Consider the following 20,117-nt stretch of genomic DNA (forward strand, 5'->3'; position numbering starts at 1 on the left):
TCATGAGTCAACAGCGAAAACCTCTGCTTGAGGTGAAGGATCTGACTCGTGAATTTCCCGCAGGCGAAACTACAGTTCAGATTCTTAAAGGTATCAATTTAGAGATTTACCCAGGCGAACTGGTGGCGATTGTCGGTCAGTCAGGTTCGGGGAAATCGACCCTGATGAATATTTTGGGCTGTCTCGATCAGCCCACGCATGGTAGTTATAAAGTAAAAGGTCGTGAAACACGTCAGCTTGAAGCAGATGAGTTGGCACAATTACGCCGTGAGTATTTTGGCTTTATTTTCCAGCGCTATCATTTGCTAGGTGATTTAAACGCTGCAGGCAATGTTGAAGTCCCTGCCATTTATGCAGGGGTAGAATCCTCTGAACGCCAAGAACGCGCCAAACAATTACTCAGTAATTTGGGTCTGGCAGAAAAAGTCCAAAACCGCCCCAGCCAACTTTCAGGCGGGCAACAACAACGGGTTTCCATTGCCCGCGCCTTAATGAATGGTGGCGATGTGATTTTGGCCGATGAACCCACAGGTGCATTGGACAAAAACAGTGGTATTGAAGTCATGCGTATTTTGCGTGAACTGAATGCCAAAGGTCATACCATCATTTTGGTTACGCACGACCATAACGTCGCTAAAAATGCCTCACGTATTATTGAAATTAGTGACGGTAACATTATTTCTGATGAAGCCAATATTCCAGAAAATGATGATGAACCTTTAGAAAAGCAAGAACTTCAACCCACGATTAAAAAAAGAACCTCTCCGTGGCATTCGGCAGTTGACCGCCTAAGCGAAGCATTCCGTATGGCGCTATTGGCCATGAATGCACACCGCATGCGTACTTTTTTGACCATGTTGGGTATTATTATTGGTATTGCCTCGGTGGTTTCAGTCGTCGCACTGGGCAACGGTTCGCAAAAACAGATTTTAGAAAATATCAGTAGCTTAGGCACCAATACCATTACGGTGTACCAAGGTCGTGGCTTTGGTGATAATTCAAGATCCGCCCAAGTCAAAACCCTTGTTCCCGCTGACGGTATAGCCTTGGCTGAACAGCCCTATGTGGATGGGGTCAGTCCAACCGTTTCCAGCAATGTCACCGCACGTTTTAAAGACACCGAAGCATCTGCCACAGTCAACGGAGTCAGCGCCGATTATTTCTATGTCAAAGGTATGACCTTTGCTTCTGGCCAAGCTTTTGATAAAGAAAGCGTGACCGAACAAGCCCAAGACGTGGTCATTGATGCCAACACTAAAAACACCTTCTTTAGTGATGGCACAAACCCTGTTGGACAAGTCATTTTACTGGGTAGCGTGCCTAGCCGTATTATTGGTGTGGTCGATGCACAAAAAAGTATGATGGGGAATTCGGACAGCTTAAATGTGTATTTACCCTATTCAACCGTCATGAGTCGTATGCTGGGGCAGTCCAATGTTCGTAGCATTATTGTGCGGATTAAAGATGAGTACCCTAGTGCTGTCGCTGAAAATGCCATTCTGAATTTATTGGTACAACGCCACGGCGCACAAGATGTCTTTACCCAAAACTCCGATAGTATTCGTGAAACTATTCAGCAAACCACCCAAACCATGACTTTACTGGTTTCAGCCATTGCCGTTATTTCATTGGTGGTCGGGGGGATTGGTGTCATGAATATTATGTTGGTTTCAGTGACCGAACGGACTCAAGAAATCGGGGTGCGTATGGCGGTTGGCGCACGTCAAAGTGACATTTTGCAACAGTTCCTGATTGAAGCGGTATTGGTGTGTATTTTGGGTGGTATTTTAGGTGTTCTGCTTTCCTTAGGCATTGGACAAATTATCAGTCATTTTGCAGGCGACACCTTCCAAATGGCCTATTCAACCACCTCGATTGTGGCTGCTTTTGTCTGCTCGAGTATGATTGGTATTGTGTTTGGCTTTATTCCAGCACGTAATGCCGCGCGTTTAAACCCTGTCGATGCACTCTCTAGAGAATAAGAAACTTATGATGCAAATGAATTTAACCAAACTTGCAAGTGCCTTCATTCTAAGTAGCACATTGGTGGGCTGTGCTGCCATGGTCAAATCGCCTTATGAAGCCCCTGCTGTGACGATTCCAGCCAGCTTTCAAAACAGTACAGTATTGAGTAAACAAGTCCAGGCCAATGCCTATGCTGACCAATGGTGGACGCTGTTTGGTGATGCACAACTGAATCAGCTGATTCAACAGGCTTTTCAGGCCAATTCAGATTTGGCTGTGGCAGGCATTAATCTACAACAAGCTCGTTTAAAAGCAGGTTTGGCTCAAAACCAACAAGGTCCGCGTGTCAGTTCTAGCGCTTCTGCTGGACATAATATCGACCTACATTCAGGTGATGATCACTCACGTGGCGTATCGCTCAGTGCGGGTGTCAGTTATGAACTCGACTTATTTGGCAAATTGGCGCGTCAAACTGAAGCCAGTAAATGGGAAGCTTCAGCCACAGAACAAGACTTACAAGCCACTGCGCAAAGTTTAGTGGGTACTGTGGCCAATTTATATTGGCAACTGGGTTATTTAAATGAACGCGATAGCATTGCGAAACAAAACCTTGCGACCACACAAAAAACCTATGAATTGGTACGTGTGCAATACCGCGCAGGGGCAGTTTCGGGGCTAGATTTGACCCAAGCCGAACAATCTGTACAAAGCCAAAAAGCGACTTTGAGCCAAATTGCACAGCTGAAAGTTGAAACCCGTACAGCACTTGCTGTGCTATTCAATCAGCCTGTACAACAACTGAATATTGCAGAACCACAACGTTTACCCCGTATCGCTTTGCCCAATATTGCCTCTGGCCTACCTGCAGAGCTTCTTTCGCGTCGTCCAGATTTACAGGCCAGCGAATTACGTCTACGCAAAAGCTTAGCCACGAAAGATGCAACCAAAGCCAGCTATTACCCTTCTATTAGTTTGACCGGTAATTTAGGTTCTTCTAGCACCTCATTAAGTAATTTATTGCAAAATCCAGCCCTGACTTTAGGCGCAAGCTTAAGCCTACCTTTTTTGCAATATAATGATATGAAAAAAGATTTAGCGATTAGCGATTTAGACTATGAAAAAACCATTGTGCAATATCGTCAAACGCTGTATCAAGCCTTTGCCGATGTTGAAAATGCCTTATCCAACCGTACCGAATTAAACAAGCAAGTCGCCTTGCAAGAACGTAATGTGCAATTGGCAGAAAAAACTGAACGTCTTACTGAAGTGCGTTATCGTAACGGCGCCATTGCACTTAAGAACCTGCTTGATGCACAGGAAACCACGCGAAATGCGCGTTTGGCTTTGGTTCAAGCCAAACAGAGCCAATACAATGCTTATGTCACTCTTATGCAAGCCTTGGGTGGTAGTCCTGTTGCACCCACAGCCTAAAAGACCAATTAAGATATAAAAAAACCGAAGCCTTACTTCGGTTTTTTTATTAAAATTTTGATTCTTGATTCAAATAGGCTTCAATATTTTTTAACAGTTCAATAGACCGTGGGTGCCTCATAGCGCGCCCTTTTTCAAGCCAACACTGTGCTGTATGCAAATTCCGTTCAACGCCCTGCCCATACAAATACATTTGCCCCAAATGACCATAAGCATCTGGATTGGCATGTTGTGCGGCCTGTTGGTAATATTCTAAGGCCACATTAAGGTCAGCTTCTTGCCCTAATCCTTGCGCATAAATTTCACCTAAACGGTTCAATGCGACGCCATTGCCCTGTATTGCGGCTTGTTTTAAATACTGCTGTGCCAAGAGCAAGTTTTGCTGTGAATGATCATCTTGAGAAAGCCCTAAACCTAACGTAACTTGCGCTAAAACATGACCTGCGTCGGCTGCTTGTTGTAAATAAATCCGTGCTTGTTCAAAATCATTTACAGTGGAAATAAGTTGCCCCGCATAAAGTTGATAAAACGTCCACAGGGCATCTGTACAACCTTGCTCGGAAGCTTGAACTAAATATGCCAAGGCTTTATTTCTATCAGGTAATGGATAAGAGGCCATGCAATAAAACAAGCCAATAACATAGTTTTGATCTACGCTATTTTTAATTTTATACCGCCAACCTTGCTCGGCTGCTTGTTGAAGATATGCTTCTGCCTTGGCTATATCTTGAACGGTTCCAACACCATGCAAATGGCATAATCCCAACCCCATCAAACTCATGTAATTGGGTTCAATTTCATGTGCATACTGATACAGCTCAAAGGTCTTTTCGGGTATTTTTGCCACCAAATGCTCTTCGTAATACAAAGCAGCAATTGCGCATAAGGCTTCTGCATTTTTTTCCTGTGCAGCCTCAGACCAGTAGCGAAACGCCATGGTTTCATTTTTATCGACAAACCAGCCATGAAAATAAGCACGCCCCAATAATGCTTTGGCTTTTAAATTTTGATGTTCTTTGGCCTGTGTTAATAAATCAGACCATACTCGCTGACGCTGATCAATATCATATTTCCCCATCAACACTGCTTGCTGATAAATAGGTAATAACGCTTGATCACCCAAGGCAATACAAACTTTCAAATAGTGTAGAGCGCATTGCTCATTGGCAGGCAAAAACTGACCAAACTGGTAATATTCATAAAGTTGCTGATTGGCGACTAAATGTCCCTGCTCTGCAGCTTGAAATAAGGCATGCAAGCCTTCACTGATATTCGGTGTTTTTATTTGCGTTAAATAATATTGCGCGAGCTGATATTGTGAACTGGCATGACCATTTTCAGCATTGCGCTTCAATAGACTCAAGTGTTGTTCAGAGACCTGATCGTTAGGATTAGATAATCCATTAATACGATATTGAGCATCTAGATGTCCCAATGCAACTGCATGACGATACCAATAAAGTGCTTTTTCTAAGTCTTGCAGTTGCGTTTCATGCCAGATGCCCAACTGATAAGCCGCTTCATCCCCACCTAAGCGATAAGCTTTTTCAAGCAGGCCAATGCCATGCGGTGGATTTTTCTCTCGCCCCAAACCATATAAATGCATTAACCCCATTTGGGTATACGCCTGCGGCAATTCGTGTTGTTTGGCCAATTGACTATAAATGTCATAGGCTCGTGCATAATTTGGCTGTCCCTGATCACAACTTAAATGCTCAGCATGTTTCAATTGTGCGTCAATTTGATCGAGCCATAAATCATGTTGTACTGCTTTTGCTTGATCACGTTCAACAGGATCTGGACGTTTCCACATCCAAAACCCCAGCCCTAAAATCCCCAAAATTAAGATCAGCATGAACCACATAGCAACTCCATACGGTCAAATTTATTATTTAAAATATTGTGTTTTATTCTAAGTCCTGAAACAAAAAAAAGCACCGTAACTGGCGCTTTTGTTTTTTAAAAAGTGCGTGCTAATTCAAAGTTTCAGACGTTTTGCATCTAACTTTTTCAATCCCTCAGCCACCGCAATCATGGCAAAACTTGATGTCACAACCACTGCGGAACCATATCCTCCACAGCGCAAGCCTGCACTTGCACATACTTCTGCACTCGAAAATGGATTATCAATGGAATACACACAGGTAATACCAAATTTTTCTTTTGGCTTTTTACAAATCCCCTTACTACGCAACTGCGTCCGCAATTTAGCTAACATCGGATCTTGTTCGGTTTTAGATAAATCGGCCACACGAATTTTTAAAGGATCGAGCTTGCCGCCTGCGCCACCCGAGACAATTAATGGAATTTTATTAAATCGGCAATGTAGCATCAGTGCTAATTTGGCTTTGACATCATCAATACAATCTAAAATTAAATCAGGTGCTTCGGCCAATAGTTCTTTAACATTTTCAGGTGTTAAATAGTCATCAATTAAATTAATTTTAATTCGTGGGTTAATTGATCGACAGCGCTCTGCCATCACTTCAATTTTGTCCATACCCAGTGTTGAACTCATGGCAGGCAATTGACGGTTAATATTTGAGGCTGCCACCACATCCATATCGATCAGGGTAAGTTCACCTACACCTGTTCGCGCTAAGGCTTCCACCGCCCAAGAACCGACGCCACCAATACCAATAACCATGACATGGCTTTTTTCATAATGACTGAATGTATCTTCGCTATAAATTTTTGCAACACCTGCAAATCGGCGATCATATTCATCATCTTGGAACAATTCAGTCATTCTTTCAGCTTAATCTTCAGTCACAATAGCGCGCTATTTTAGCAAATTCGACACCAAAATAAACGTTATACCCACTTTAATCCCACCCATAAAAAAAGAGGCTATTCGCCCCTTTTCACCTTCACAGCATCAGTCGTTATTCATAATGAAAAAATACTGACGGTAATATTTTAATTCTGCAATGGAGTCACGAATGTCGTCCATGGCCAAATGTGAAGCATTTTTCTTTAAGCCATCCATAATTTCAGGGCGCCAGCGTTTTGCCAATTCTTTAACTGAAGAGACGTCTAAATTACGATAATGGAAAAATTGTTCCAATTCAGGCATCAAACGGTGCATAAAACGACGGTCTTGGCAAATAGAGTTACCGCACATTGGCGATACTTTTGGATTAATCCATTTTTTTAAGAATTCGATGGTCTGCTGTTCTGCATCTTGTGCGGTCAGTTTACTCCGGCGCACACGTTCAATTAGGCCAGACTGACCATGTTGACGGGTATTCCACTCATCCATCGCATTGAGTATCAAAGGAGACTGATGGATCGCCAGCACAGGGCCTTCCGCCAAAATATTGAGCTTGTCATCGGTTACAATGGTCGCAATTTCAATAATTCGATCGTTATCTGTATCTAGACCTGTCATTTCAAGGTCAATCCAAATGAGACGGGTATCCGGTGTGCTGCTCATAAATGTGCAATCTTATTGGGCTGAAAAACCACTATAGTAGCAAATTTATCAGTCTCGCGCTGTAAATAGACCCCGCTTCATGCTATTTTTGCCTTCTCGTTTTTATGGTTTTTTAGGATATGAATGGCTTTAATTCGTAAGCGCCGTTTGACTGAACAGCAACAACGCCGCATTCAGCAACAACAGAAATCCCGTCAGGAAGACCTTGATACATCCAGTGATCTTGAAGGGCTTGTGGTTCAGCATTATGGTCGTCAGTTAGAGGTTCAAGCCTTATCCACGCCAGAGATACATCCTGAAAAGCCTGTAGTCTTAGCAGGCGAGCCAGAACCGTCTTGGAAGCCCATTGAATTGGGCAGTGTTTGGCGCTGTCATACACGTACCAATTTAGAAGCCTTGGTCACAGGTGACCGCGTGAAATGGCAAGCTGACCCCAACACAGGGTTGGGAATCATTACCGCCATTCATCCACGCCAGTCTTTACTGACCCGCCCCGACCGCTACCATAAAGTTAAACCTGTGGCAGCCAATGTCAGTTTAATTGTGATTGTATTTGCCTCTTTCCCAGAAGTTGCACCCGGCTTAATTGACCGCTATTTAGTGGCCTGTGCCAGTGCAGATATTCCAGCCCTACTGGTGCTAAATAAAATGGATTTAGTGAAAGAAAACGATCCTATTTTAACATTGGTTGAAGAATATAAAAATTTAGGCTATGAAATTTTATTGACCCAATCTGATGGTGATCTGACTGAGTTGGCACAGCGTCTAGCTGGTGAAACGGTCGCCTTTGTCGGACAGTCTGGTGTAGGTAAAAGCTCACTGATTAATACCATCATTCCTGATGCCGCTCAAAAAACCAATGTGATTTCAGAAAATTCGGCACTAGGTCAACACACCACGACCTCGACCCGTTTAATTGCCTTTGGTGAAAATGCAGCCCTGATTGACTCACCCGGTATTCGTGAATTTGGCTTGTGGCATTTAAACATTGAAAATGTACAAAATGGTTTCCCTGAAATTTTCAATTTATTGGGTTATTGCCAATTCAGGAACTGTACCCATAAACATGAAAAACAATGTGCTTTACGCCAAGCAGCCTCTGCAGGTGAAATTTTACCTAGACGTTTAGAAAGCTATTTGCGTTTAATTGATGAAATTGCGGAAGCACAGCAAAAAAATTAGTTTTTATTCAGCTCTAACCCTTGAAGCGGTGATTTTGATCACCATATTTATCAGCTATACTCTTGGCAGTTTTTAAATTGTGATTAGGTGACTTGTGGAACGTTGGTTCGGATTTATGGGGAATCACCCCTTCTTATTTGGCACACTCGCTATATTAGTGGTGCTGTTCTTTGTTTTAGAAGGTCAGCGTAATGGCCGCAAAATTTCACCACAGTCTTTGGGAATTTTAGTCAAAGCTAAAAATGCCATGCTGATCGATTTACGTGATGCGAAAGATTTCCGTGAAGGCCATATCAGTGGTAGCCGTAATATTCCGTATAGCCAACTTACACAGCATCTAGAAGAGTTAAAAACTTCTGACCGCCCGTTGGTATTTGTGTGTAACTTAGGCCAAGTGGCCGGTTCAGCATTACAACAAGTGGGTCATGCTGATGCTTACCGTTTAGATGGCGGTATTAGCAACTGGAAAGCCCAAGGCTTACCTTTAATCAAAAGCAAATAATACGCAAAAGGAGAAAGAAAATGGCTGAAGTAACAATTTATTCAACCTCCGTGTGTCCTTATTGCGTTCGAGCAAAACAGCTTTTAGAGCGTAAAGGCGTGGCTTATAAAGAAATTAATTTATCTACGGAAGCAGCTGAAGTCCGTATGGAGTTAATGCAACGCACCAATCACCGCACTGTTCCTCAAATTTTTATTGGTGAGCAGTTTATTGGCGGTTTTGACCAGCTGTATGCATTAGAACGCGAAGGCAAGCTCGACGAATTACTGGCTTAATGGTCAGATAACATCACATCTTCATAATATTAAGGATTAAAGAATGAGTGAAGAACAACAAGCTCAACCGCAACTTGCTTTAGAGCGTATTTACACCAAAGATATTTCTTTTGAAGTGCCTGGGGCGCAAGTATTTACCAAAGAATGGCAGCCTGAACTGAACATTAACTTGTCTTCATCTGCTGAAAAAATTGACCCAACTCACTTTGAAGTGTCTTTAAAAGTTGTGGTTCAAGCAAATAATGCGGGCGAGACTGCATTTATTGTTGATGTGACTCAATCTGGTATTTTCTTGATTGACAGCGTTGAAGAAGAGCGTCTTCCGTACATTTTGGGTGCTTATTGCCCAAACATTCTGTTCCCGTTTTTACGTGAATCTGTGAATGATATGGTAACTAAAGGTAGCTTCCCACAATTGCTTTTAACACCAATTAACTTTGATGCTGAATTTGAAGCGAACTTAGATCGCGCGCAAGTTGCAGCCGCTGAAGGTCAAGCTTAATCGCTTTACTTTAAGCAATAAAAAAGACCGCTTTTGCGGTCTTTTTTATTGCTTTTACTTTTCTCTCTTTGGGAGAAGGTCGGGATGAGAGTGAAAAAATCACTCTCCCTTTAATAAAGAGGGATAAGAGGAGGATTCATTATCAAAATAATTCTGATATTTCATTGAATCTCCCCATCCTCCCTTTAAAAAAGGGAGGAGTTCATTATTCAGCATCCATCATCAATTCAGCGCTCATACCCACCGTATTGAAACCTGCATCGACATACATAATTTCACCTGTAATGCCATTTGCCCAAGGTGAGCAAAGGAACAATGCAGCATTACCCACATCTTCAATTGTGACATTACGTTTAAGTGGCGCAACTTTTTCATTTAAATCTAACATTTTACGGAAAGATTTAATGCCTGATGCAGCCAATGTACGAATTGGGCCCGCAGAAATGGCATTCACGCGAATACCTTCAGCACCCAAACTAGACGCTAAGTAACGCACACCCGCTTCTAACGATGCTTTTGCCATCCCCATCACGTTGTAGTTTGGCATTACACGCTCAGATCCTTGATACGTTAGGGTCAATAAACAACCTTTGCGTACAGCCAAAAGTGGCTTGGCCGCACGTGCCATTGCAATAAAGCTATAAGCACTGATGTCATGTGCGACTTTAAAGCCATCACGGTCTGTAATTTCAGTGAAATCGCCATCTAAAGTATGCGCTGGGGCAAACCCAATAGAGTGGACTACGCCATCTAAACCATCCCAGTGCTTTGCAAGCTCTGTAAATGCTGTCTCAATTTCAGCATCGACGGCAACATCACATGGAAAAACTAGCGTAGAACCGAATTGTGCAGCAAAATCATCGACACGTTTTTTTAATTTATCATTTGGATATGTAAACGCTAACTCTGCACCTTCGCGATGCAATGCTTGGGCAATACCGAAAGCAATCGATAATTTACTCGCAACGCCTGCAATTAAAAAGCGTTTGCCTGCCAATAGTCCTTGTGCCATGTGAATTTCACTCGATCAAATTTAATTGCATAATGCCAAGTCTAGAGCATTTTAGAAATTGCATAATGCACCTTTTTTTCAGCAAATCGAAAATGCTGTTAATTACTGGGCTAAACCTAAGGCCTCTAATGAGTTTTTCCACAGCTGTTCAGCCAACAAAGTTTGATCCATTTGTAAGCTTTGTGCCAAACCTTGTAGTACATAAGGCAAATTGGCTGGTGTGTTACGTGTACGGTGCGCGGTATCGTGTTGACAGCACAACGGCGTCATATCTGGACAGTCAGTTTCTAAAACCAAATGTGACGCACCTACAGCTTGCACAACCGCATGTAGTTTTTTTGCATTGGGATTGGTAATTTGCCCTGTGACCCCAATTTTAAACCCAAGTTTGATCAATGCTTTGGCTTCTTCTACCCCGCCACTAAAAGCGTGGGCAATGCCCCCCCATTGAAAGTGCTGTGCTTTCAATATTCTTAGCACCTCTGCATGAGACTTACGAATATGCAATAACACTGGTTTTTGATACTGCGTTGCCAAAGCTAACTGCGCCACAAAAAACTGTTTTTGCTTATGAAAAGCATCAGCCTGTTTATGTTGCGGCAAAAAAGTGTCTAAACCAATTTCACCAATCGCAACGCACTGTTCAGTTTTCAAAATATGTTCTAAATCGTATAAATGACCAGTGTGATGCTGTTCGATATAAAACGGATGCAAGCCGGGTGCTAAATAGCTTTTTGGCGCATGTTGTAAGCTATTTAAATAATGTTGTGTTTGGACTAAATCGGTAAATCGCTCTTGCACAAATCCAATTAAAATCAGCCGCTCTACCCCTGCCCGCTTTGCAGTATAAGCCAATACATCCCGATCTTGATCAAAATCGGGAACGTCAAAATGGGTATGGGTATCAAACAAAAACGGCTGAATGGACATTAAGATTTAACTTTGGCTTCTGAAGCAGGTACTGGATCACTGACTGGAAAATACTGCGTCTTCAAAATACCTTTCAGCTGATCATAAGGAATGGTTAAACGTGGTAAACCCACAACATAAGGCCCAATCTCATATTCTGCATATTGCAACACCAGACCATTTTTTGCTAAATAATAATTATCCGATAACTTAAATTTCCAAATCTGCTCATATTCTTCAATACTATTGGCTAACTTGGCATCCATCACCCAAACTTTAAAGGCCTCATAGGCTTTACTTTGAAGTGCCATTTTTTGTTGTGGTAACAAAATATCGTCTAGCTGAATGCGTTTTTTACTTTGTAAATCAAAATTATAATATTGCTGGCTCGATGCGCCATGCGCACCGCCTAAATAGCTACTACTGTTCAAAACCACTGTAGCCAAAGGCTTTTCTGCATTTAAAATTTTAGGTTTAATCATCAAGCTAATTTGCTGTGCAGAACTGAGGGCTTTTAGTTCTTTATCTAACTTTAAAAAGGCTTGCATGAAGGGTTCAGTTTGCTGTTCTAAAATTAATTTAGGCGTTGCCACTTGAGCCAATGGAGTTGTCGCTTCTGAGCTAGCTGTAGCTTCACGACTGGCCAATTTTGTCTGATCTTTGGCAGGTTCTATCGATAAAATTTGGCTCAGTAGTTTTAAAATTTCCTGATCAATATAAGCATCAATAAAGCTTTGATTGGTATTTAAACGCTCTATTTTAATTTCAGGACAACTCTTACCGTCACATTCAGGTAAATTCAATGTCAGCGTTTCAGTATCACCAATTAGTTTCATCTGCTGATCTGGTACAGTCGTTTTAGGCTTTTCAGTTTCAGGCTGTGGTTCAGCTTTTTGTGGTTGACAGGCACTGAGTAAAACGGCTGATGCCAATAGCGTCATGATCCAAATATTTTTTTGCTTTAACATGCATTTACCTATCTTCTTTTAGATTACGCTTATTGCATTGCGAATAAGCGATCAGCGTTGATATTCAATAGACCTAAAACATATGCTGATATATCTCAGCTTTCAAGACCTGCTGTGTTTGCTGTTTGCTTAAATAAATATCCAATTGTTTACCATCTTTCACAATTTCATGTGTTCTGTAATGTAAACCAATCCCTTCCTGATCGAAAAACCAGTCTGCCTGCCCCCAATACAATTTTTTCGGCGCAGCTGCACGGACTGTAACCTCTTGCTCTTTCAACCATTTGGCATAGGCTTCTTGTACCAGTGTATTCATTTTTATTTGTTGCTTGGCATCAATAATATCCAGTGGCGTTAAGCTTTTCTGTGTACGACGGTCTGCGACAAAAAAATAATGCCGATCTTTCACTTTAATATTTTCTTGGGCGGTATCTACCCCGACTTGCAACAGTACATATTGATTGCGCTGATAAGGAATGCGAGTATACATCGCTAAAGAATAGGGTTGATTGGTTTTAAATTCCGCCTGCCATGCATCTGATTGTTTAACGTAAGCATTGATGGCCTGTTGTAAATTTAAGTTTTGTTTTTGCTCAATTTGATCTTGAATGACCTGTGCTTGATTACGTTCAATCCAAGTATTGAGCCACACATCTGCGGTCTGAATGGTTTGAATTTCTAAATCGATACAGTTTTTATTTTCACAAAATGGAACTGCCATTTTTGCAGGCTGTTCCTGAATATTTAGATAGGGCAATACATCAATTTTTTCCGCTTCAAAAATAGAAGTTTTTTTTTCATTTTTCGGTTGTGGTTGTTTTTGAGCATCATCACAAGCGCTCAGTAGCAAAGCCATGCTGACCAGTGAAATTCCTGCGATATGCTGAATGGGTTTCATAGTATTTTAAGCTAAAAATTGAAATGGCGATAAATTTAACACAAAATAAAACAGCTTCATCTGAAGCTGTTTTATTTTTCTATCTATCTAGGACTTAGTGTTCGCGTGTATTGTGGAATTGAATGTCTGGATAACGTTCCTGCATCAATTGTAAGTTCACACGACTTGGCGCCAAATACGTTAAATGACCACCACCATCGACAGACAATTGGTCGTGGGCTTTTTTCTTAAATTCATTAAATTTCTTTTCATCATTGCAAGAAACCCAACGCACAGTATTAATATTTACAGGCTCGTAAACACAATCAACTTTGTATTCTTCTTTCAAGCGGTATGCCACCACTTCAAATTGAAGCACACCCACTGCACCAACAATTAAGTCATTGTTATGCTGTGGCATAAAGACCTGTGTTGCACCTTCTTCTGAAAGTTCTTTTAAGCCTTTTTGCAGTTGTTTCGACTTTAAAGGATCTTTCAAGCGAACACGGCGGAACATTTCTGGTGCAAAATGTGGAATACCCGTAAATTGCAACATTTCACCTGAAGTGAAAGTATCGCCAATTTGAATGGTGCCATGGTTATGTAAACCAATAATATCGCCCGGCCATGCTTCTTCTAAATGCTGACGGTCACCCGCCAAGAAGGTTAAGGCATCACTAATACGCACATCTTTTTCAAGACGTACATGCTTCATTTTCAGGCCTCGTTCATATTTGCCTGAACAAATTCGCATGAATGCGATACGGTCACGATGCTTTGGATCCATATTCGCTTGAATTTTAAACACAAAGCCCGTAAAGCCTTCTTCTGTGGCTTCAACAGTACGCACTGCTGTCGGATGTGCTTTTGGCGCAGGTGCATATTGACTAAAAGTATCTAATACATGGTCAACACCAAAGTTACCTAAAGCTGTACCAAAGAGTACAGGCGTTTGACGACCTGACAAAAATTCTTCTTGGTCTAATGGCTCATTTGCCATTTGTACCAATTCTAATGATTCTTCAAATGCTGCCCAAGCCAACTCGCCCACTTTTTCACGTAAGTCAGGATAGTCATAGCCATCACGTACTTCCATTTCAGTAATGGTTGAACCAAAACCAGCTTTATAGACGTAAAATTTGCCTTCAATTAGGTTAAATACCCCTGCAAAATCACGACCTGTACCTAAAGGCCATGTTAAGGGTACACACTTAATTTTCAGAACATTTTCAATTTCATCTAAAAGTTCTAAAGGTTCACGAATTTCGCGATCCATTTTGTTTACAAATGAAATGATTGGCGTATCGCGCATACGACACACTTCCATCAATTTCACAGTACGCGCTTCGACCCCTTTTGCACCATCAATTACCATCAAAGCAGAGTCTACTGCCGTCAAGGTTCGATAAGTATCTTCAGAGAAATCTTCATGCCCTGGGGTGTCAAGCAGGTTAATCATTTTGTCTTTAAATGGAAATTGCATAACCGACGTGGTAATCGAAATACCCCGTTCTTTTTCCATTTCCATCCAGTCTGATGTGGCTGCACGGTCTGACTTACGGCTTTTCACCATACCTGCAACTTGAATAGCTTTCCCCCATAACAGTAATTTCTCTGTCATGGTGGTTTTACCAGCATCGGGGTGGGAAATAATAGCGAATGTACGTCGCTGAGCGACCTGCGCCGCCAATTCTTGTTTGAAACTCATGAAAAGGTACCTGCTGCAGACGCGCAGCGCAAAAGATCAGATCTGATCAATTTAAAAATTGGCGCAATTGTAGCAGATTTCTAAAAGCATTCACCAATATCAAAAGACTTAGCTCATCAGCCAGTTGATGCCTATGTGTAAATGACTGTGCTAAATCGTTTTTACTGAATGAGCTAAAATTTATATTCATGTTACATCTTGAATTAGCAGAATTTTAAAATAATAAGTAAAAGTAAGCATTTTTATAAAAAGAGTCCTTTTTATATATTTTACGGAAGCGATTAAAGTCACATTAAACATATAAGTCACTAATAAATAATTATAAATTACTTGAAATTTAATTTTTTACTGCTTGATACTTTCTGATGTTTCTAAGTCGTTCTTTCAAATAACTATACACTGCCCTTTTATTGAATTCATTTTTTCAATTCTAGCTTTGACTCTACACTTTGATGTATCTGCTGATAAAACGGATTATCCAAGTGCAGTCTGTGAGCATGTGCTTGCCCACAAACGACCAGATAGGATTAAAGTAACTTACGTGGTGCTTATCTTGAAAAATGTAAAGAATTAATGGCTGATTGGGCTAGTTTTTGTTGTCACTAGACTTAATTTTCACTATCAAACTTTAAAATAAAATTTAATACGTTAGCGCTCACACCCAATTACATTTTAAGTAGTCACATAGATTTGACTACGTCTAAACCTGACTCATAAGCACCATGTACAGTCCCTGCTCCAAATGAAGCTAAATGCTCCCCCGCAAAAAATAGTTTCCCCTGAATAGGTTGCTTTAAAATTCCAACTTGATCAGAAGTATGTCCAACCGCTTGATAACTAAAAGAGCCTTCAGAGAATGGATCATTGCCCCATTCCGTTTTAAAAAGTTGGATTGGCTGAGGGATTTCATCAAAAATAAGTTCTAGAGACTGTTTAATCTCTTGCCAAACGACATCACAACTTACATTTTCTAGCCAAGTCGCCGATGCGCCACCGAATAAGAACAATAACGTTGGTTGATGATAAATTTCACTCATATCTAAAAAATTGAGCCAACGATGTTGATTATGAATATACACATTATTGATCTGCTCATACTCAGCCGACTTCCAAAAACACTCATTAAAGCGAACAAATAATTTGTTAAAGGTACCAAATCCTAAACTTTGAATCGCTTGTTTTTTCTGCTGAGATAAATCTGGTAAAAATTGGATATGGTATTTTTTGAGCACGCCCAATGGCACTGTGATGACCACCTGACTCGCAGAAAATTTTTCACCATCTACAGTCAGAACTTGAATGATATCTTGAGAATAATCGATGCATTCAACAACTTTATTGGTCAACACTGTAATATTTTTTGATAATGAGTCAATAACCTGCACATAGCCTTGAGGAAAAATAACTTCATCGCCTGGGTAAAAGCCTTCGTTCTTCCAAAATTCAGCAGACAAGTGTGCTAAATCACTGGCACAAGGATCTTCCGCTAAGAGATTAAAAAAATCCAAGAGCATTTTTTGCAGTTTTATCACTGCATTTTTATCTAAGTGAAATTGATTGTTTATGTGATCTAGAAATTCCTGCCCATTTAACCATGTTTCTAATGCATGCAAGGCATGGCGATAACGCTCAGGCTGATCTATTTCTTTAAATTGATGTAGTAAATCATCCAAACTTTGTTCAAAAATTAATTTTCCTGTTGAGTCTAACAATTGTCCATTCGATTGGTAATAGATAGACTCATTATAATTAAACACCGTAGTTTGAATCTGATTCTGCTGCACAATTGACCAGATTGGATTAGCTTCAATCCCATGAATCCATGAAGCGCCTAAATCATAGACCTCATGTCCAATTTTTTGACTAAAAATCCGACCGCCTAATCTATCTCGCGCTTCCAAAACAACTACACTTTTACCTTGCTTTTGCAGTTCACTGGCAGCCGTTAAGCCCGCTATACCTGCGCCAATAACAATAATGGGTGCTTGTTTATTTTTTATCATGGACGGTCACTTTTTTGAAATTAAACATATGAAATATGAAAGAAGCACTTTTTCAGAATCCATGCGCGAAGCATTCAAATAATCCGCGCATGTTTTAGCACTTGCAATCTACATGTCTATTGTTGATAGACTTTTTTACCATTAAATATCGTCCACACCACTTTGGTTTCAGCCAATTGCTCAGGTGACACAGTAAAAATATCTCGATCAAGTACGATCATATCGGCTTTTTTACCCACTTCTAATGTACCAATCTCTTTTTCTCGCCCTAAAGCTTGAGCTGCATTCACCGTATAGGCTTTAAAAGCAGTTTCCCGATCAATCGCTTCTTTTTTATTTAAATAATCGCCATCTTCTGCGATACGTGTCATGCCAATAGACATTGCAATAAAAGGATTCGGTGTGGATACAGGTGCATCACTCGCGCCCGCCAGTGTGGCTCCATGCTTGACCAATGAACCTGCTGGGTACATTCCCTGATAAGAGGCTTGACTAATATATGGTTTAACTAAGGTTTTATTAAATCCATCTTCATACGCCCACGCCAATTGCATAGAAGCAATCACATCATTTTGTTTAAAGCGATCATAGTCTTTTGGATCGACCAGTTGAAGATGAGTGATCGTATGGGCAACATGGCTCTGGCGTTTAGCGCGTGTATATTCAATCGCATTCAATGACTCATGCACTGCTCTATCACCAATGGCATGAATATGAACAAGCATATTTCGTTTATCGGCTTCGTCAACTAATGTTTTAAACACAGCAGGATCGAATAATAATTGCCCATTTTTTTTACTATTGGAATATTGCCCGATCAAAGCAGCCGATTGCGCAGGATATTCTAAAATACCATCGGCAAAAACTTTCATTCCAATCAGATTAAAATTTTCAATATTTTTGTATTGGTTATTAATCACTTCTAGGGTGTCTAATACCTGCGCTGTACTTTTAGAATTAATGATATGTAAGCCAGAAACACGTGCCGTCAACTCGCCTTTTTCAGAAAGTTCTTTATACATTGGAATGACACCAATCGTATTTTCAGTATTTTTAATATTGAAAATACCCTGTAAAGGACTTGCATTAGAAGCGATGTCTAACCAAGCGGTGATACCAAGCTGATTCAATTCCTGTACTGCTTTTTTAGATCCTTTGTACATTAGATCATGTGGTACTGAAGGTATTTTTCCACTCACCACATCCCAACCTGAATCGACTAAGAATCCAGTTGGTTCAAATTTTTGATTATGTCGAATATTTTGTTGATCTTCTGCTACTAATTGGCGAACAAATTTTTTGTCTACTCCCGCCTTTTTCAACATGGCTTGATTTGCCCATGCGGTATGGTGATCACTGCCGACTAAAGCAATTGGCTGATTTTTCCATTCCTTATGATTAAAAACTGCTGATAATTGATCTTCGAGTTCCCAGTATTCAGAAGATAAACCATTTAAAACCAATACATCACCATATACGGCAGTGCCATCTTTTTGTGTGGTTTTTAATTTTTCGACTACAGCAGGGACACTGATCTCACCCTCTTCCATCGTTGCCATGACGGATTCAACACCTGAAATCAAGGCATGAATATGAGTATCAATTAAGCCCGGCATGAGCACTTTTTGTTGTAGATCGACTATTTTTGTATCTGCATCAGCGAGCTTTCTAATATCGGCATTATTTCCTACTTTTAGGATCGTACCTTCATCCGAAACTGCAATTGCTTGTTGCAAAGGCGTATGATCTTTAGCCGTATAAATTTTCCCATTGAGATAAATACTCTCAACACCATTTTTTGCCCAAGAGCTACTAATTAAAAAGGGACACAAGCTCGCAACTAAAAGCGTATTTTTTAAATTAAACATCATTTAAATATCCTTTACTCATTCAATATCACAATAAATTAGCGAACAAATAATGTACTCATTTACTGTTTTTTAGACTGGTCAAATAATGCTTGGGTATAGTTTTCTGCAACATCACTACGTTGACCATCACTATTGAAATAACGATCTACATGGCATGTCTGAGTCTTGGTGTCACAGAAAATTCCATTTTCAAATGTGAACTGGGTTTTATCAAAATCACCTTGTGAGAAAACTTTATTTGCTTGCTGCTGACCTAAGTATTTAACAGTTAACGCATGAGAAATTCCCTCAGCATTTGCACAAACGTATTGATCACACAACACCCTTTTTTCAGGATTTTTTAAACTGAGTCCTTGTGCTTTATGCTCTGAACTGAGTTGGGATGATTGACACCCAAACAAAAAAATTGGTACCAACGAGAAATACATTAAATTTTTCAATTCATTTCCTCCAATTTAGAAGATGCTTGTTTATTGAATAAAAAACTATCGTTTTAAGGTAACAAAGTTATGTCACTTTTATCTATGATAGCCAAACTTGAACATATGTTCAAATTATTAAGAAAAAAATTACATCTGTAATTCTTGTCGAATCATAAATAAAATTTGCTTATGGAAGAAATCCGAATTCACCCCTTCAAGTTGTAGATTTGAAACACATTCTAGACCAATCGATAAAGAAATGAATCGCCATGAAATATCTTGTATTTTATCTAAATCAAAGATAAATATTTTTTCTGCCAAGCCTTCTTTAAGGACAGCAATGATCGAGTTTTGCCAAATTTTAATGGCCCGTGCATAAGCTTGTTTGAAAATTAGGCTGCTTTGTATATTACTTTCAGCATCATTCCATACGCGAATATAGGGTGTTTCAGATGTATTCGCTTCAGAGCCAAGCAGGTAAATCAATTTTTCTAAACCATTTGAACTTTCAGAAAAATGGCTTAAATTCAAATTTTCATGTACCAGTTCAAGAAAAACTTCTGCCTTCAAATCATGTACAGAATTAAAATGATGATGTACTTGCCCAACTGAAAGGTCTGAACTTTGTGCTAGTTTTCTTACCGTTAATGTATTTAATCCTTCAGCTAATACTACTTTCTTGGCAGAATCAATAATTTGTTGTTTTCTTTCACTTTTACTTAAATATGCCATCTTAAGATACCTTTTATAACACTTACTTTAACTGCGTTGAATCTATAGCCGATTTAACTTATATTCGCACGGGTAGACTGGCTATATTGAATGGCTATATTGAATGGCTATATTGAATGGCTATGATGGGTTTATATTCACGTAAAATTGTGGGTTATTCAATGTCCAATCGAATGTCTGCTGACTTGGTATATATGGCATTACAGATTGCGATTCATACACGATGACTTCCTGCTGGACTGCTTATGTATACTCTTGCGAAGTAATACTTTTCAAGCAACCAATCTTGTTCATACCAGTATCAAGATTTGCTGTTGCAGTA

The 20,117-nt window shown here is 40.1% G+C and carries 18 protein-coding genes and 1 pseudogene; 7 read left to right on the forward strand and 12 right to left on the reverse strand.

The annotated features are described in order from the left end of the window. Positions 1 to 2 precede the first annotated feature (2 nt). Together BBP83_RS00355 and BBP83_RS00360 are read left to right on the forward strand one after the other, a co-directional pair. Positions 3 to 1,982 carry a MacB family efflux pump subunit gene (locus BBP83_RS00355; RefSeq protein ID WP_068885447.1) on the forward strand — a complete coding sequence of 660 codons (1,980 nt, stop codon included), beginning with the start codon at positions 3 to 5 and terminating at the stop codon, positions 1,980 to 1,982. A gap of 10 nt (positions 1,983 to 1,992) precedes the next feature. Next, the gene (locus BBP83_RS00360) at positions 1,993 to 3,396 is read left to right on the forward strand and encodes an efflux transporter outer membrane subunit (protein ID WP_068885448.1); all 1,404 of its coding nucleotides are present in this window, start codon (positions 1,993 to 1,995) and stop codon (positions 3,394 to 3,396) included. Positions 3,397 to 3,445: 49 nt separating this feature from the next. Here BBP83_RS00360 and BBP83_RS00365 read toward each other — a convergent pair whose 3' ends face one another. The 3 genes from BBP83_RS00365 to orn form a co-directional block, all read right to left on the reverse strand. Beyond that, positions 3,446 to 5,260: a tetratricopeptide repeat protein gene (locus BBP83_RS00365; RefSeq protein ID WP_068885449.1), complete on the reverse strand. Its 1,815-nt coding sequence runs from the start codon at positions 5,258 to 5,260 to the stop codon at positions 3,446 to 3,448. A gap of 114 nt (positions 5,261 to 5,374) precedes the next feature. Further along, positions 5,375 to 6,145 carry a tRNA threonylcarbamoyladenosine dehydratase gene (locus tag BBP83_RS00370; RefSeq protein ID WP_068885450.1) on the reverse strand — a complete coding sequence of 257 codons (771 nt, stop codon included), beginning with the start codon at positions 6,143 to 6,145 and terminating at the stop codon, positions 5,375 to 5,377. 129 nt (positions 6,146 to 6,274) lie between these two features. Beyond that, positions 6,275 to 6,832 carry an oligoribonuclease gene (gene orn / locus BBP83_RS00375; RefSeq protein ID WP_068885451.1) on the reverse strand — a complete coding sequence of 186 codons (558 nt, stop codon included), beginning with the start codon at positions 6,830 to 6,832 and terminating at the stop codon, positions 6,275 to 6,277. Between the two features lie 123 nt (positions 6,833 to 6,955). Between orn and rsgA the strand changes: the two genes are divergently transcribed. The 4 genes from rsgA to secB all read left to right on the forward strand — a co-directional run bounded on the left by rsgA (position 6,956) and on the right by secB (position 9,293). Then, positions 6,956 to 8,014: a ribosome small subunit-dependent GTPase A gene (gene rsgA, locus BBP83_RS00380; protein WP_068885452.1), complete on the forward strand. Its 1,059-nt coding sequence runs from the start codon at positions 6,956 to 6,958 to the stop codon at positions 8,012 to 8,014. 94 nt (positions 8,015 to 8,108) lie between these two features. Beyond that, positions 8,109 to 8,516 carry a rhodanese-like domain-containing protein gene (locus BBP83_RS00385; RefSeq protein ID WP_068885453.1) on the forward strand — a complete coding sequence of 136 codons (408 nt, stop codon included), beginning with the start codon at positions 8,109 to 8,111 and terminating at the stop codon, positions 8,514 to 8,516. A gap of 20 nt (positions 8,517 to 8,536) precedes the next feature. Beyond that, positions 8,537 to 8,791, forward strand: a complete 255-nt coding sequence (gene grxC, locus BBP83_RS00390) for a glutaredoxin 3 (RefSeq protein WP_068885454.1) — start codon at positions 8,537 to 8,539, stop codon at positions 8,789 to 8,791. A 43-nt stretch (positions 8,792 to 8,834) separates the two neighbouring features. After that, positions 8,835 to 9,293 carry a protein-export chaperone SecB gene (gene secB / locus BBP83_RS00395; RefSeq protein WP_068885455.1) on the forward strand — a complete coding sequence of 153 codons (459 nt, stop codon included), beginning with the start codon at positions 8,835 to 8,837 and terminating at the stop codon, positions 9,291 to 9,293. Between the two features lie 205 nt (positions 9,294 to 9,498). On the opposite strand, the gene BBP83_RS00400 is transcribed toward secB, so the two are convergent. From BBP83_RS00400 to BBP83_RS00420, 5 genes are all read right to left on the reverse strand, one after another. Further along, entirely contained in the window at positions 9,499 to 10,305 is an 807-nt protein-coding gene (locus BBP83_RS00400) for an enoyl-ACP reductase FabI (protein WP_068885456.1), read from the reverse strand. Positions 10,306 to 10,407: 102 nt separating this feature from the next. Continuing rightward, positions 10,408 to 11,235 carry a TatD family hydrolase gene (locus tag BBP83_RS00405; protein ID WP_068885457.1) on the reverse strand — a complete coding sequence of 276 codons (828 nt, stop codon included), beginning with the start codon at positions 11,233 to 11,235 and terminating at the stop codon, positions 10,408 to 10,410. Next, the gene (locus tag BBP83_RS00410; RefSeq protein ID WP_068885458.1) at positions 11,235 to 12,182 is read right to left on the reverse strand and encodes an RsiV family protein; all 948 of its coding nucleotides are present in this window, start codon (positions 12,180 to 12,182) and stop codon (positions 11,235 to 11,237) included. Before BBP83_RS00410 ends, BBP83_RS00405 begins: the two co-directional genes overlap by 1 nt. Before the next feature lie 73 nt (positions 12,183 to 12,255). Beyond that, positions 12,256 to 13,080: a hypothetical protein gene (locus BBP83_RS00415; protein WP_068885459.1), complete on the reverse strand. Its 825-nt coding sequence runs from the start codon at positions 13,078 to 13,080 to the stop codon at positions 12,256 to 12,258. Between the two features lie 94 nt (positions 13,081 to 13,174). Next, on the reverse strand, positions 13,175 to 14,767 hold the full coding sequence (locus tag BBP83_RS00420) for a peptide chain release factor 3 (protein WP_068885460.1): 1,593 nt from the start codon (positions 14,765 to 14,767) through the stop codon (positions 13,175 to 13,177). Between the two features lie 451 nt (positions 14,768 to 15,218). Between BBP83_RS00420 and BBP83_RS15370 the strand changes: the two are divergent. Continuing rightward, positions 15,219 to 15,373 (forward strand): annotated as a pseudogene (locus BBP83_RS15370) (tyrosine-type recombinase/integrase); the annotation flags it as partial. A gap of 74 nt (positions 15,374 to 15,447) precedes the next feature. On the opposite strand, the gene BBP83_RS00425 reads toward BBP83_RS15370, so the two are convergent. The 4 genes from BBP83_RS00425 to BBP83_RS00440 all read right to left on the reverse strand — a co-directional run bounded on the left by BBP83_RS00425 (position 15,448) and on the right by BBP83_RS00440 (position 19,795). Further along, a complete protein-coding gene (locus tag BBP83_RS00425) occupies positions 15,448 to 16,770 on the reverse strand; it encodes a flavin monoamine oxidase family protein (protein ID WP_068885461.1) in 1,323 nt (440 codons plus the stop codon). A gap of 116 nt (positions 16,771 to 16,886) precedes the next feature. Beyond that, entirely contained in the window at positions 16,887 to 18,641 is a 1,755-nt protein-coding gene (locus BBP83_RS00430) for an amidohydrolase (protein WP_078055370.1), read from the reverse strand. 59 nt (positions 18,642 to 18,700) lie between these two features. Next, complete coding sequence (locus BBP83_RS00435) at positions 18,701 to 19,081, reverse strand: YcgJ family protein (RefSeq protein WP_245669692.1); 381 nt, start codon at positions 19,079 to 19,081, stop codon at positions 18,701 to 18,703. A gap of 129 nt (positions 19,082 to 19,210) precedes the next feature. Continuing rightward, positions 19,211 to 19,795: a TetR family transcriptional regulator gene (locus BBP83_RS00440; RefSeq protein ID WP_068885463.1), complete on the reverse strand. Its 585-nt coding sequence runs from the start codon at positions 19,793 to 19,795 to the stop codon at positions 19,211 to 19,213. Positions 19,796 to 20,117: the final 322 nt, after the last annotated feature.

Source organism: Acinetobacter celticus (assembly GCF_001707755.1).
GTDB classification, from domain to species: domain Bacteria; phylum Pseudomonadota; class Gammaproteobacteria; order Pseudomonadales; family Moraxellaceae; genus Acinetobacter; species Acinetobacter celticus.